Raw genomic sequence first — 13,150 nt, 5'->3', positions numbered from 1 at the left:
GCTACGATATGACGACTTTCTCGGTGCGCAAATTCCTCGCGGCCGTAGTGGTGGCAGCGTGTTTGCCGCTTGTGCCGCATGTGGCATCGGCGGCTCCCGCTGCCAATCTGCCCGACTTCACTGACCTCGTCGACAAGGTCGGGCCGGCGGTCGTCAACATTCGCACGACAACACGCGTGTCGAACAGCGGTACCCGCGGCGGCCTGCCACCGGGTATGGACGATGGCGACATGTCGGAATTCTTCCGTCGCTTCTTCGGGATTCCGTTGCCGCAGTCGCCGCAATCGCCGCACGGGGGCGACAACGGTGGTGGCGGCGGTGGCAGTGGCGGCAGCAGCCAGGATTCGCCGGACAACACCGATTCCGAACAGAACAGCGGGGTTGGCTCGGGCTTCATCCTGTCGGCGGACGGTTACGTGATGACCAATGCGCATGTCATCGACGACGCGGACACCATCTACGTGACGTTGACCGACAAACGCGAGTTCAAGGCGAAGCTGATCGGCGTCGATGACCGCACCGACGTGGCGGTCGTGAAGATCAACGCGTCGAACCTGCCGACCATCACGATCGGCGATTCGAACAAGGTGCGCGTCGGCGAATGGGTCGTCGCGATCGGTTCACCGTTCGGTCTCGAAAATACGGTGACGGCCGGTATCGTCAGCGCGAAGGGGCGCGACACCGGCGATTATCTGCCGTTCATTCAGACCGACGTGGCGGTCAATCCGGGCAACTCGGGCGGTCCGCTCATTAACATGCAGGGTGAAGTGATCGGCATCAACTCGCAGATCTACAGCCGCACCGGCGGTTTCATGGGCATTTCGTTCGCGATTCCTATCGACGAAGCGATGCGCGTGGCCGATCAACTCAAGAGCTCGGGCAAAGTGGTGCGCGGTCGCATCGCGGTAGCGATCGGTGAAGTGACGAAGGACGTCGCCGATTCGCTCGGCCTGCCGAAGGCACAGGGCGCGCTCGTCAGCAGCGTCGAGCCGGGTGGCCCGGCCGACAAGGCCGGGGTGCAGCCGGGCGACATCATTCTGAAGTTCAACGGCCATTCGGTCGACACCGCGACGGACCTGCCGCGCATGGTCGGCGATACGAAACCGGGCACGAAAGCGACCATCACGATCTGGCGCAAGGGTCAATCGCGCGACCTGTCGATCACGATCGCAGAAATGCAGCCGGACAAGGTCGCGAAGGCAGATCAGAAGAAGCCGCAGGCGCCCAAGCAGCGCGCAACGAACGCGCTCGGCATCGCAGTCAGCGACATTTCCGCCGACCAGCAGAAAGCGCTGAAGATTCAGAACGGCGTGCAAATCGACGCGGTCGACGGTCCGGCCGCGCGTGTCGGCCTGCAAAAGGGCGACGTCATCCTGCGGGTCGGCGATACCGACGTGACGAGCGCGAAGCAGTTCGACGAACTGACCTCGCACCTCGACGCTCAGAAGATGGTCGCGTTGCTGGTTCGTCGCGGCGACAACACGCAGTTTGTGCCGATCCGCCCGCGCGTCGCGCAGAAATGACGAAGGCGGCGTCACTCTCGCTGTATGGGCGCGCGTGGTGCCATCTGTGCGAACAGATGCGCGCCGCGCTCGAGCCGTTGCTGGCCGAGTTCGGCGCGCAGCTGAAGGTGATCGACGTCGACAGCGATCCGCTGCTCCAAGCGCGTTACGACGAGTTGGTACCGGTGCTTGTTTGCGATGGCGTCGAACTGTGCCACTACCATTTCGACGAAGCGCGCGTGCGGGCGGCATTGGTCGCGCACGCGTCGCGCGTCGCGGCGGCATCCTGATACGCATCCGCGCGGCATTGCGAAGCGCGCGATCCATGGGCGTTTTGTCGCGCCGCGCCACGATGCCCGCGACAAATTCCTCGCATCTTCCGCGCCGTCTTTCGGCCTGCGCTCTGCAAGATGCGCCGGCCGATGGGCTTTTCGGCTAAAATAGATAGGTTTTTCACCTACTTACAAGGCGTGCTCCGCTATTGTCCGGGCGCGCCTTTTCGCTTGATCGGCACTGAATGGATCATATTCGTAACTTCTCGATCATTGCGCACATCGACCATGGCAAGTCGACGCTCGCCGATCGCATCATCCAGATTTGTGGCGGTCTGTCCGACCGCGAGATGGAAGCGCAGGTGCTCGACTCGATGGATCTCGAGCGCGAGCGCGGCATTACCATCAAGGCGCAGACCGCCGCGTTGTCGTATCGCGCACGCGACGGGCAGATCTACAACCTGAACATGATCGACACACCGGGGCACGTCGACTTCTCATACGAAGTCAGCCGCTCGCTGTCCGCGTGCGAAGGCGCGCTGCTCGTCGTCGACGCGAGCCAGGGGGTCGAGGCGCAAACCGTCGCCAACTGTTACACGGCCATCGAACTCGGCGTCGAAGTGGTTCCGGTGTTGAACAAGATCGATCTGCCGGCGGCGAACCCCGAAAACGCGATCGCCGAGATCGAGGACGTGATCGGTATCGATGCGACCGACGCGACGCATTGCAGCGCGAAGACGGGCCTCGGCGTCGAAGACGTGCTCGAAGCGCTGATCGCAAAAGTGCCGCCACCGAAGGGCGATCAGAAAGCCCCGCTGCAGGCGCTGATCATCGACTCGTGGTTCGACAACTACGTCGGCGTCGTGATGCTCGTACGCATCGTCAACGGCACGCTGCGTCCGAAGGACAGGATCCGGCTGATGGCAACCGGCGCGCAGTATCCGGTTGAACATGTCGGCGTATTCACGCCGAAGTCGAAGAATCTTGAGTCGCTGTCGGCGGGGCAGGTGGGCTTCATCATCGCCGGTATCAAGGAACTCGCGGCGGCGAAGGTCGGCGACACGGTTACGCTCGTGAATCAGCCGGCGGCCGAGCCGCTGCCGGGCTTCAAGGAAGTGAAGCCGCAGGTGTTCGCGGGGCTCTATCCGGTCGAAGCGAACCAGTACGACGCGCTGCGCGACTCGCTCGAAAAGCTGAAGCTGAACGACGCGTCCCTGCAGTACGAACCGGAAGTGTCGCAGGCGCTCGGTTTCGGTTTCCGCTGTGGCTTCCTCGGTCTGTTGCACATGGAAATCGTGCAGGAACGTCTCGAACGCGAGTTCGACATGGACCTGATCACGACGGCGCCGACCGTGGTCTACGAAGTCCTGCAGCGCGACGGCACGACTCTCATGGTCGAGAACCCGGCCAAGATGCCGGAGCCGTCCAAGATCGAGGAAGTGCGCGAGCCGATCGTCACCGTGAACCTGTATATGCCGCAAGACTACGTCGGCGCGGTGATCACGTTGTGTACGCACAAGCGCGGCAACCAGATCAACATGCAGTATCACGGCCGTCAGGTCCAGCTCACGTACGAAATCCCGATGGGCGAAGTCGTGCTCGATTTCTTTGACCGTCTGAAGTCGATTTCGCGTGGTTATGCGTCGATGGATTACGAGTTCAAGGAATACCGCGCCTCCGACGTCGTGAAAGTCGACATGCTGATCAACGGCGACAAGGTCGATGCGCTGTCGGTCATCGTGCACCGCTCGCAAAGTCAGTACCGCGGCCGCGAAGTGGCAGCGAAAATGCGCGAACTGATTCCGCGTCAGATGTACGACGTGGCAGTGCAGGCCACGATCGGCTCGAACATCATTGCGCGCGAAAACATTAAAGCGTTGCGTAAGAACGTGCTGGCAAAATGCTACGGCGGCGATATTACGCGTAAGAAGAAGCTGCTCGAAAAGCAGAAAGCAGGCAAGAAGCGAATGAAGCAGGTGGGCTCGGTTGAAATCCCGCAAGAGGCTTTCCTCGCGATCCTGCGTGTCGAAGACAAATAAGTTGAATAACGGAACCCTATGAATTTTGCGCTGATTCTTTTTGTGCTCGTCGTTTTGACGGGTGTCGCATGGGTCGCGGACAAACTGGTTTTTCTGCCGAAACGGCGCCGCGAGGCGGAAGCCGCGGTCGCAGAGTTCGATCGGCAGCAGGCACGCATCGGCGAGCGTTTCGCCGATGAAAATGCCGCGCAAACGCGCGCGCGTCTGCGCGACGACAAACTACGTCAGCCGTGGTGGCTCGAATATACGGCGAGCTTTTTTCCGGTGATTCTGGTTGTGTTCGTCGTGCGTTCGTTCGTGGTCGAGCCGTTCAAGATCCCATCGGGCTCCATGGTGCCGACGCTGCTGGTAGGCGACTTCATCCTCGTCAATAAATTCGAATACGGTCTTCGTTTGCCAATCATCAACACGCAGATCACGCAGGGGCGTCCAGTCCAGCGTGGCGACGTGGTGGTGTTCCGTTATCCGAAGGACGAATCGGTCGACTACATCAAGCGCGTGATTGGTCTGCCGGGCGACGTCATCGAGTATCAGGACAAGAAGCTGACGATCAACGGCAAGCCGGTGCCCGAAACGCCGCTGCCCGATTATCTCGACGAAGAGCGGCTCGGTTATGCCAAGCAGTTCCAGGAAGATATCGACGGCCGCAAGAATGCGATTCTGAATAATCCGGCGGTGCCGCCGTTCATCGTTGGTGCGGAAGATTATCCATATCGCGACAACTGCCAGTACAACGCGCGTGGGGTGATCTGCAAAGTGCCGCCGGGCAATCTCTTCATGATGGGCGATAACCGCGACAACAGCGCGGATAGCCGGTACTGGGGCTTTGCGCCCGAGCGTAATATCGTCGGCCGCGCATTTTTCATCTGGATGAACTTCAGCGATCTGCGACGCATCGGCTCTTTCCAGTGAGTCGCGCGTATTGATCGCTTCTCGCACGCCGCGCCGATAACCGGCAGCCGGTTACCTCGGCCGCGGCGTGTTGTCATGCTACTTTAAGAAGTTGCGGTAACGTCGCTTCACCACGCTTTTTCCGCTGGCGCCCCGCGTTTCCGCCGGGTCAGGTGCCCGCGTTATACTCTGCCCATGCCCCTATCTCCGTTGGAAAGCCGTTTGCGCTACGAATTCCGCAATGCGGAATTGCTGCGCCAGGCTTTGACCCACCGCAGTCATAGCTCCACGCATAACGAACGGCTCGAATTTCTCGGCGACTCCGTTCTCAATTGCGCGGTGGCTGCGCTTTTGTTCCAACGTTTCGGCAAACTCGACGAAGGCGACCTGTCGCGCGTGCGCGCCAATCTGGTCAAGCAGCAGTCCCTGTATGAGATCGCTCAGGCACTCAATATTTCGGAGGGCCTGCGGCTCGGCGAGGGCGAGTTGCGCAGCGGCGGTTTCCGCCGGCCGTCGATTCTCGCGGATACTCTCGAGGCGGTGCTCGGCGCGATCTTTCTCGATGGTGGCTTCGACGCTGCTCAGACGGTCATTAAGCGTCTTTACGTGCCGATTCTCGACCATATCGACCCACGAACACTCGGCAAAGACGCGAAGACGCTGCTGCAGGAGTACCTGCAGGGCCGCAAAATCGCGTTGCCGACCTATACGGTCGTTGCGACGCATGGTGCGGCGCACAATCAGCAGTTCGAAGTCGAATGCACCGTGCCGAAGCTGGAGGTCAAGGTGTCCGGCTCTGGCGCGAGCCGACGCGCGGCCGAGCAGGCGGCCGCAAAGAAGGCGCTCGACGAAGTGATGGCCGCGGCGCCAGCCGTGGTTGCGAAGTCGAAGCGCTCGAAGGGCGCGCGCGCAGCAAAAAACGCCGAGCAGGAAATCGTGCCGGGCGTGACCGGCGTGCAGGCCGCGCTGGATTTACGCACACCGGATCGCAAGGGGGCGCGCGGTGAAGGGCGTGTGGCTGCCGCACTCGAAGGCCATACCGACAAGCCCAGCGCGGAAAAATCAGCGACCGAAAGAGCCGCAGCCGAGCGTGCCGCGCCGGGTGCGGCCGGTGCGCCGCTGGCCGTGATCCGTGCTGCGCATGTGGAGTACAGCGGGCAGGACAAGCCGGAGCGCGTCGACAAATCCGACAAAGCGGAGAGGGCCGACAAGGTTTCGATCCATACGGGCGAGAAACCTGTCGACAAGCCGGCCGAAACGTCCGTAGCGGATAAAACTCCCGACGTCAAAGCCGACGTTCCGTCGCACGCTCGCGGCGCAGATCGTCAGCGTGGCCGCGAAGCCGTGCCGGGCACTGCTGCCTCGAGCGTACCGGCTGCGCCCGTACCGGTCGTCTCGGCGGCTCCGGCGCCTGCCGAACACGAACCCGGCGTCGCCGGCGCGGTGCAAACGCGCGTCGCCGATGCGGGCCATTGATTGCCATCGGCGTGCGCTTCGCGCGCGCCGAACCGAACCTGCCGTAGTCCCAATATGAACGCTCCCACTCCCACTGGTTTTCGCTGCGGCATGGTCGCCATCGTCGGCCGTCCGAATGTCGGCAAGTCCACGCTGATGAACGCGCTGGTCGGCCAGAAAGTCAGCATCACGTCGCGTAAGGCGCAGACCACGCGCCATCGCATCACCGGCATCCACACGCTCGAAGACGCGCAGTATGTCTTCGTCGATACGCCGGGTTTCCAGACCAAACATAGCGGCGCGCTGAACCGGTCGCTGAATCGCGCCGTCACGTCGACGCTGACTTCGGTCGACGCCATCCTGTTCGTCATCGAGGCGGGTCGCTTCGGCCCCGACGACCAGAAGGTGCTCGACCTGATCCCGACGAAGGTGCCGACGCTGCTGATCGCGAACAAGCTTGATCGCGTGTCGGACAAGGACTCGCTGTTTCCGTTCATGCAGCAGATGAGTACGCTGCGCGAGTTCAACGAGATCGTGCCGCTGTCGGCGAAAAATGCCGACGACATCAAGCGTCTGATGGCGACCGTCAAGCCGTTCCTGCCGGAAGGCGAGCCGATCTACGGCGAGGACGACCTCACCGATCGCAGCGAGCGCTTTCTTGCCGCTGAAATCCTGCGCGAGAAAGTGTTCCGCTGGACCGGCGACGAACTGCCGTACACGAGCACTGTTCTGATCGAGAAGTTCGAAACCGAAGGGCGGCTGCGCCGTATCTTCGCGACGATCCTCGTCGATCGCGACACGCACAAGGCGATGATCATCGGCCAGAAGGGCGCGAAGCTGAAGCAGATCAGCACCGAGGCGCGCCTCGACATGGCAAAGCTGTTCGACGGGCCGGTGTACCTCGAAACCTTCGTCAAGGTGAAGAGCGGCTGGGCTGACAACGAAGCCGGGCTTCGTGCGTATGGGTACGAATGACGCGTGGATGACGCTGAATTCGGACTCGGCTGGGGACGACCCGGAGCACGAGCCGTCGCCGCCCGCGCGTAGCGCGCGGAAATCATCGGCCCTGGCAAAAAGCGCGAAAAGCGCATCCGCCGACGATGGCGAGCCGGGCAAAAAGCCGGCGCGTCGCGCGCCGCGCGCCTCCGCATCCGAATACCGGATCACCGAACAGCCTGCGTTCGTACTGCATAGCTACCCGTATCGCGAGACCAGCCTGATCATCGACGTGCTGTCGCGCGATCACGGCCGTCTCGCGCTCGTCGCGAAGGGCGCAAAGCGCCCGCACTCCGCGCTGCGCGGCGTGCTGCAAACGTTCCAGCCGCTATCGCTCGCGTGGTCGGGCAAATCTGAAATGCGCACGCTGACCGGCGCCGAATGGGTCGGCGGGATGCTGCCGCTGACCGGCGACGCGCTGCTGTGCGGCTTCTACGTCAACGAACTGCTGGTGCGCTTCTGCGCGCGCGAAGACCCGCATCCTCAGTTGTTCCATCACTACGTCGTCACGCTGACGCGACTCGCGCACGATGAGCCGCCGGTGCAGGTGCTGCGCTCGTTCGAACGCGTGCTGCTGCGCGAGACCGGTTACGCGATGGCGCTCGACCGCACGGTCGCGCGCCAAGCGGTGCTCGCCGATCGCCGCTATGTATTCGATCCCGAGCGCGGGGTGCGCGAGGCATCGGACGAATGGCCCGCGCAGTGGCCGGTGGTGTCGGGACAAACCTTGCTCGATATGGAAAAGGACGATTACCATCGAGCGCAGACCGTCGCGCAAAGCAAAACGCTGATGCGCTTCCTGCTCAACACCTATCTCGGCGGCGCGCCGCTTGCTACCCGCCAGATCCTGATCGACCTGCAGAACCTATGAGCTTCTTCCTGACTTCGCCGACCGTGATCGACCTGGGCGTGAATATCGACCACGTCGCCACGCTGCGCAACGCGCGCGGCACGGCCTATCCCGATCCGATTCGCGCCGCGCTAATGGCCGAAGAAGCCGGCGCGGACGCGATCACGCTGCATCTGCGTGAAGACCGCCGGCACATCGTCGATGCGGACGTCCACACGCTGCGTCCGCTGCTGAAAACGCGCATGAATCTCGAATGCGCGGTCACGCCGGAAATGCTCGACATCGCGTGCGCAGTGCAACCGCACGACGTGTGCCTCGTGCCGGAAAAGCGCGAGGAACTCACGACCGAAGGCGGTCTCGACGTCGCAGGACAGTTCGAGGCGGTGCGCGCCGCGTGCAAGCAACTCGCGGACGCGAACTCGCGCGTGTCGCTGTTCATCGACCCCGAGGAAGCGCAGATCCGGGCCGCGCACGAGGCGGGTGCGCCGGTGATCGAGCTGCATACCGGCCGTTACGCGGAAGCGCACGATCCCGCGGAACAACAGCGCGAATACGAGCGCATCGTGCGCGCGGTGGAATTCGGCGCGACGCTCGGCCTCAAAGTCAACGCCGGCCACGGCCTGCATTACGCCAACGTGCAGCAGATCGCGGCGATCGACGGCATCGTCGAACTCAACATCGGCCATGCGATCGTCGCGCACGCGATCTTCGCGGGCTGGGACAACGCGGTGCGCGAGATGAAGGCGATCATGGTCGCCGCGCGTCTCGGCGCGCGCGCATAACGCAATCTCGCGACGGACGCACGCATGGCAATCTACGGAATCGGCACCGACATCGTTCAAGTGAGCCGCGTAGCAGCGGTGATGAGTCGCACCAATGGCCGTTTCGCGGAAAAGGTGCTCGGTCCCGACGAACTGCGCGTCTACCACGCGCGCCACGCCCGTTCGGCGGCGCGTGGTCTCGCGTTTCTCGCGACGCGCTTCTCGGCGAAAGAGGCGTTCTCGAAGGCGATCGGCCTCGGCATGCACTGGCCGATGACATGGCGCGCGTTGCAGACGCTGAACCGGCCAAGCGGCGAGCCGATGGTGGTCGCCTCTGGCGAACTGGCCGACTGGCTCGACGCGCGCGGCATCACGGCGCGCGTGACGATCAGCGACGAGCGCGATTACGCGGTGTCGTTCGTGATCGCCGAGACGCAGCGGCCGCGCGGAACGGAAGCCTCGCTCGAGGAGCCGGCATCTCGAACTTCCGACGCGCACGCCGTCACCGAATAAAAACGTTGAACGCGACCGTCGCCGGTCGCGTTCGTATTGCATTAGTCTCCTTTGCAGCCAAATTCGATGAAAACCACACCCGGACCAGTGATGCTCGATGTGGTCGGCAAAACGCTGAATCGCGATGACAAAAGGCGTCTCGCTCACCCGATGACCGGCGGCGTGATCCTGTTCGCGCGTCACTACGAGAGCCGCGCGCAACTGGTCGCGCTGACCGCTGCAATTCGCGCGATTCGCCCGGATCTGCTGATCGCGGTCGATCATGAAGGCGGGCGCGTGCAGCGCTTTCGCAGCGACGGCTTCACGGTGCTGCCCTCGATGGGCAAGCTGGGCGCGCTGTGGGACCAGGACGTGCTGCACGCGAGCAAGGTGACGACCGCGGTCGGCTACATTCTCGCCGCGGAACTGCGCGCGTGCGGTATCGACATGAGTTTCACGCCGGTGCTCGACCTCGATTACGGACACTCGCAGGTCATCGGCGATCGCGCTTTCCACCGCGATCCGCGCGTGGTCGCGCTGCTCGCGAAAAGCTTGAACCACGGCCTTGCACTCGCCGGCATGAGCAACTGCGGCAAGCATTTCCCGGGGCATGGCTTCGCGCAGGCGGACTCGCACGTCGCGATGCCGGTCGACGAACGCCCGCTCGACGCGATCCTCGGCAACGACGTCGCGCCGTACGACTGGCTCGGTCTATCGCTTGGCGCGGTGCTGCCCGCGCACGTCGTCTATCCGCAGGTCGATGCGAAACCGGCCGGCTTCTCGCGCATCTGGTTGCAGGACATCCTGCGCGGCAAGCTTGGCTTCGAAGGTGCCATCTTCAGCGATGATCTGTCGATGGAAGCTGCGCGCCAGGGCGGCACGTTGACCGAAGGCGCGACAGCCGCCCTCGAGGCCGGCTGCGACATGGTGTTGATCTGCAACCAGCCGGACCAGGCGGAGAAGGTGCTGGACGCGCTGCGCGTCACGCCGTCGAAGGAATCGCGGCGGCGTCTGAAGCGCATGCGGCCGCGCGGCAAGGCGCTTACGTGGAGCAAGCTGATGGCCGAGCCGCGGTACGCCGAAGCGCAGAGGCTGGTGCGCAGCGCATTCGCATAAACGGAAATGGCGCCTCGAAGCGATTCAAGGCGCCATTTCTTATTCACGTCGAACGGTGCGAGCCGCCGTCGAGCTTTGGCACGCATCCGCGGCACGGGTCATCCGATCGTTCAGTTCAAGCGCATGCGCTGCAACTTGTTGTATAGCGTCTTCGGACTGATTCCCAGCAACGATGCCGCGCGATGGCGCGTGCCGCCGACCGCGTCGAGCGTCGCGCGAATCAGCATTTCTTCGACATCCGCGAGCGGCGTGCCGACCGTGACCTGCACGCGGCTGCCGTTCAGATCGCGGCCGTTCGCCGTGCCTGCCTCGTCGGCGCGCAACGACTCGATGACGTCACCCGATGCCTGATACGCGCGCCGCACGCGTTCGTGCAGCTCTCGCACGTTGCCCGGCCAGTCGTAAGCGAGGCATTCGCGCAGGAAGTTCGGCCCCGCCTGCTTCGCGACCTCGGACGTACGGTGCGCGGTCTCGTCCACGTTCAGTTGATCGACGACTGCCTGCGCGATCAGCACCGGATCTTCGCCGCGCTCGCGCAGCGGCGGCAACGTGACCGCGGCGGCTTCGAGGCGCAGCGCGAGGTCCTGATGCAGCGAGCCGTCCGCGACCGCCGTGCGCGGCGGCTTGCGCGTCGACGCGATCAGCCGGAAGTCGGTCACGATCTGGTTGGTACCACCCACGCGCATGAAGGTCTGCGAATCGAGCGAGCGCAACAGGGCCTCCTGCTGCGTGCGCGGCAATTCGGTGATTTCATTGATGAACAGCGTGCCGCCGCTCGCCTGTTCGAACAGGCCCGGCTCGCGCTGCTCGGTGCCGCCGAACGCGGCGCGTTCGTGGCCGAACAGCATGCTTTCGAGCGAACGAGTGGCGCCGCCCGCGGCCGCCTCGCGACAATCGAACGGGACGAACGGGCCTTTGCGGCGGCGGCTCATGTCGTGCAGCGTGCGCGCCGCGATGTGCTTGCCGGTACCGGCCTCGCCGGAGATCAGCACCGCCGCTTCGGTCGGCGCAAGACGCTCGATCGTGTCGTACACGTGCTGAATCGCGTCGCTGCGGCCGAGCATCGAGCCGAAGCGCCCGAGCTGACGCAGCGACGCGCGCAGCGCCTGCACTTCCTCGGTCAGCTCGTAGGGCCGCGGAATGCGCGCGAGCAGGCTGCGCAGACGCGGGATGTTGACCGGCTTCAGCAGATAGTCCCAGATGCCGTGCCGCAAGCCCTCGATCGCACTCTCGACCGTCGCATTGCCGGTCATCACGATCACCGGAAGCGCGCCGCCCGGCGGATGCGCGGGAAGATGCTGCAACAGATCGAGGCCGCTGCCGTCCGGCAGATTCAGGTCGACGAGCACGACGTCGGGAATGAAGCGCGTCAATGCGGCGCGAGCCTCGGCGAGCGTGGTGGCGGTGTCGACAGAAAAGCCGTCGGCGGCGAGGATCGCCGACAGACCAGACAGGCTGTTCGGATCGTCTTCAACAATCAGGGCGTGTGGCATGGCGAGCGCAATTTTATGAATGGGTTGAACGCCCGGTGCGCCGCCAACACTGATGGCGCACAACCCGGGCTCTGGCGGGCTCGATGACAGGGCTAGACAAACGGTCCCTGGACAGTGAAGCAACGACAGCTGCCGGCACCGCGCCTGAGTCGCTCGGTGCCGGCGCCTGTAGTTCCTTCACTAGTCCTGTCAGAAATCCCGGTTGCTATCGAAAAACCGGCGCACCTCGAGTTCTGCCTGTTCACGGGTTTTGCCATAGCGTTCCTGGATCAGACCGGTGAGCCTCTCGGCCCGGCCTTCCGCCTTGGTCAACTCGTCGTCCGTCAGTTCGCCCCATGCGGCCTTTGCCTTGCCGATCATTTGTTTCCACTTGCCTTCAGTGATGTCGTTGTTCATGGTGCCTCCCCCTTTTGAAAATCAGCGGTACTCGCGTAACTCACCACTTAGCAGAGATTGTGCCAAACAGTTTTGGTGAAACGGATCAACAGCTTGCGGGGCGCGCGACGCGAAATGCGGAGGCCGCGATGGTAATTTTGAGAAACTTGCCGGTAAAGTTTTCCTAAACCATACACGGCGGGACAGAAAAGAAAAAGCGCCCAAAATCGAGCGCTTTTTGTGCAGGCCGGCAGAGTGCCGGCGCTGAGGATGAGGCAGGGCGCCGCTTAGGCGCGGCTGCGGTATTCGTGCGTGCGTGTGTCGATTTCGATCTTGTCGCCGATGTTGCAAAACAGCGGCACTTGCAGTTCGAAGCCGGTATTCAGCTTGGCGTTCTTCAGCACCTTGCCGGACGACGTATCGCCCTTGACAGCCGGTTCCGTGTAGATGATTTCGCGAACCAGCGTGGTCGGCAGTTCGACCGAGATCGCCTTCTCGTTGTAGAACACGACTTCGCAAGCCATGCCGTCTTCGAGGTAGTGCATCGCGTCGCCCATCATTTCGGCTTCGACTTCGTACTGGTTGTAGTCGGCGTCCATGAACACGTACATCGGGTCGGCGAAGTACGAGTACGTCACTTCCTTGCGCTCGAGCACGACGACGTCGAACTTGTCGTCCGCCTTGTACACGGCTTCCATGCCTGCGCCGGTCAGCAGGTTCTTGAACTTCATCTTGACGACGGCGGAGTTGCGGCCCGATTTGTTGTATTCGGCCTTTTGCACGACCATTGCGTCTGCGCCGATCATCACCACGTTGCCGGTGCGGAGTTCCTGTGCGGTCTTCATAAAACTGTCCTGTACGAGATAAATAGCTTAACTGTTGCTCAACGGCATACGGCGCAAGCGGCG

Annotated in this window: 13 protein-coding genes; 10 read left to right on the top strand and 3 right to left on the bottom strand. The window is 63.0% G+C overall.

Translation table 11 applies throughout. The annotated features are described in order from the left end of the window. Positions 1-8 precede the first annotated feature (8 nt). The 10 genes from BJG93_RS11185 to nagZ all read left to right on the top strand — a co-directional run bounded on the left by BJG93_RS11185 (position 9) and on the right by nagZ (position 10,374). Entirely contained in the window at positions 9-1,523 is a 1,515-nt protein-coding gene (locus BJG93_RS11185; RefSeq protein WP_027198343.1) for a DegQ family serine endoprotease, read from the top strand. Further along, positions 1,520-1,792 carry a glutaredoxin family protein gene (locus tag BJG93_RS11180; protein WP_027198342.1) on the top strand — a complete coding sequence of 91 codons (273 nt, stop codon included), beginning with the start codon at positions 1,520-1,522 and terminating at the stop codon, positions 1,790-1,792. The genes BJG93_RS11185 and BJG93_RS11180 overlap by 4 nt, the downstream gene beginning before the upstream one ends. Before the next feature lie 227 nt (positions 1,793-2,019). Next, entirely contained in the window at positions 2,020-3,813 is a 1,794-nt protein-coding gene (lepA, locus tag BJG93_RS11175) for a translation elongation factor 4 (RefSeq protein ID WP_027198341.1), read from the top strand. A gap of 18 nt (positions 3,814-3,831) precedes the next feature. Next, the gene (gene lepB / locus BJG93_RS11170; RefSeq protein ID WP_027198340.1) at positions 3,832-4,725 is read left to right on the top strand and encodes a signal peptidase I; all 894 of its coding nucleotides are present in this window, start codon (positions 3,832-3,834) and stop codon (positions 4,723-4,725) included. A 174-nt stretch (positions 4,726-4,899) separates the two neighbouring features. Beyond that, positions 4,900-6,180 carry a ribonuclease III gene (gene rnc, locus BJG93_RS11165; RefSeq protein WP_027198339.1) on the top strand — a complete coding sequence of 427 codons (1,281 nt, stop codon included), beginning with the start codon at positions 4,900-4,902 and terminating at the stop codon, positions 6,178-6,180. Positions 6,181-6,234: 54 nt separating this feature from the next. Further along, entirely contained in the window at positions 6,235-7,134 is a 900-nt protein-coding gene (gene era, locus BJG93_RS11160) for a GTPase Era (RefSeq protein ID WP_027198338.1), read from the top strand. Beyond that, complete coding sequence (gene recO / locus BJG93_RS11155; protein WP_027198337.1) at positions 7,121-8,026, top strand: DNA repair protein RecO; 906 nt, start codon at positions 7,121-7,123, stop codon at positions 8,024-8,026. The genes era and recO overlap by 14 nt, the downstream gene beginning before the upstream one ends. Then, a complete protein-coding gene (gene pdxJ / locus BJG93_RS11150) occupies positions 8,023-8,787 on the top strand; it encodes a pyridoxine 5'-phosphate synthase (protein ID WP_027198336.1) in 765 nt (254 codons plus the stop codon). Before recO ends, pdxJ begins: the two co-directional genes overlap by 4 nt. Positions 8,788-8,811: 24 nt before the next feature. Beyond that, positions 8,812-9,279: a holo-ACP synthase gene (gene acpS, locus BJG93_RS11145; RefSeq protein WP_027198335.1), complete on the top strand. Its 468-nt coding sequence runs from the start codon at positions 8,812-8,814 to the stop codon at positions 9,277-9,279. A gap of 66 nt (positions 9,280-9,345) precedes the next feature. Continuing rightward, positions 9,346-10,374, top strand: a complete 1,029-nt coding sequence (gene nagZ / locus BJG93_RS11140; protein ID WP_027198334.1) for a beta-N-acetylhexosaminidase — start codon at positions 9,346-9,348, stop codon at positions 10,372-10,374. A 110-nt stretch (positions 10,375-10,484) separates the two neighbouring features. Here the strand turns inward: nagZ and BJG93_RS11135 are convergent, their stop codons facing one another. The 3 genes from BJG93_RS11135 to efp form a co-directional block, all read right to left on the bottom strand. After that, positions 10,485-11,867 carry a sigma-54-dependent transcriptional regulator gene (locus BJG93_RS11135; RefSeq protein ID WP_027198333.1) on the bottom strand — a complete coding sequence of 461 codons (1,383 nt, stop codon included), beginning with the start codon at positions 11,865-11,867 and terminating at the stop codon, positions 10,485-10,487. Between the two features lie 189 nt (positions 11,868-12,056). After that, positions 12,057-12,263 (bottom strand): CsbD family protein, encoded by a 207-nt coding sequence (locus tag BJG93_RS11130; RefSeq protein WP_027198332.1) that lies wholly within the window; start codon positions 12,261-12,263, stop codon positions 12,057-12,059. Positions 12,264-12,529: 266 nt separating this feature from the next. Beyond that, complete coding sequence (gene efp / locus BJG93_RS11125; RefSeq protein WP_027198331.1) at positions 12,530-13,087, bottom strand: elongation factor P; 558 nt, start codon at positions 13,085-13,087, stop codon at positions 12,530-12,532. Positions 13,088-13,150: the final 63 nt, after the last annotated feature.

Origin of the sequence: Paraburkholderia sprentiae WSM5005 (genome assembly GCF_001865575.2) — a bacterium.
GTDB classification, from domain to species: Bacteria; Pseudomonadota; Gammaproteobacteria; order Burkholderiales; family Burkholderiaceae; genus Paraburkholderia; species Paraburkholderia sprentiae.
Note: the sequence above shows the minus strand (reverse complement) of the source record. Positions and strands in the feature narration are given on the sequence as shown.

Coding starts and splice junctions, on each gene's coding strand:
- BJG93_RS11135 (WP_027198333.1), bottom strand. CDS start 11,867: ATGCCACACGCCCTGATTGTTGAAGACGATCCGAACAGCCTGTCTGGT.
- rnc (WP_027198339.1), top strand. CDS start 4,900: ATGCCCCTATCTCCGTTGGAAAGCCGTTTGCGCTACGAATTCCGCAAT.
- efp (WP_027198331.1), bottom strand. CDS start 13,087: ATGAAGACCGCACAGGAACTCCGCACCGGCAACGTGGTGATGATCGGC.
- BJG93_RS11130 (WP_027198332.1), bottom strand. CDS start 12,263: ATGAACAACGACATCACTGAAGGCAAGTGGAAACAAATGATCGGCAAG.
- lepB (WP_027198340.1), top strand. CDS start 3,832: ATGAATTTTGCGCTGATTCTTTTTGTGCTCGTCGTTTTGACGGGTGTC.
- BJG93_RS11180 (WP_027198342.1), top strand. CDS start 1,520: ATGACGAAGGCGGCGTCACTCTCGCTGTATGGGCGCGCGTGGTGCCAT.
- nagZ (WP_027198334.1), top strand. CDS start 9,346: ATGAAAACCACACCCGGACCAGTGATGCTCGATGTGGTCGGCAAAACG.
- BJG93_RS11185 (WP_027198343.1), top strand. CDS start 9: ATGACGACTTTCTCGGTGCGCAAATTCCTCGCGGCCGTAGTGGTGGCA.
- recO (WP_027198337.1), top strand. CDS start 7,121: ATGGGTACGAATGACGCGTGGATGACGCTGAATTCGGACTCGGCTGGG.
- era (WP_027198338.1), top strand. CDS start 6,235: ATGAACGCTCCCACTCCCACTGGTTTTCGCTGCGGCATGGTCGCCATC.
- acpS (WP_027198335.1), top strand. CDS start 8,812: ATGGCAATCTACGGAATCGGCACCGACATCGTTCAAGTGAGCCGCGTA.
- pdxJ (WP_027198336.1), top strand. CDS start 8,023: ATGAGCTTCTTCCTGACTTCGCCGACCGTGATCGACCTGGGCGTGAAT.
- lepA (WP_027198341.1), top strand. CDS start 2,020: ATGGATCATATTCGTAACTTCTCGATCATTGCGCACATCGACCATGGC.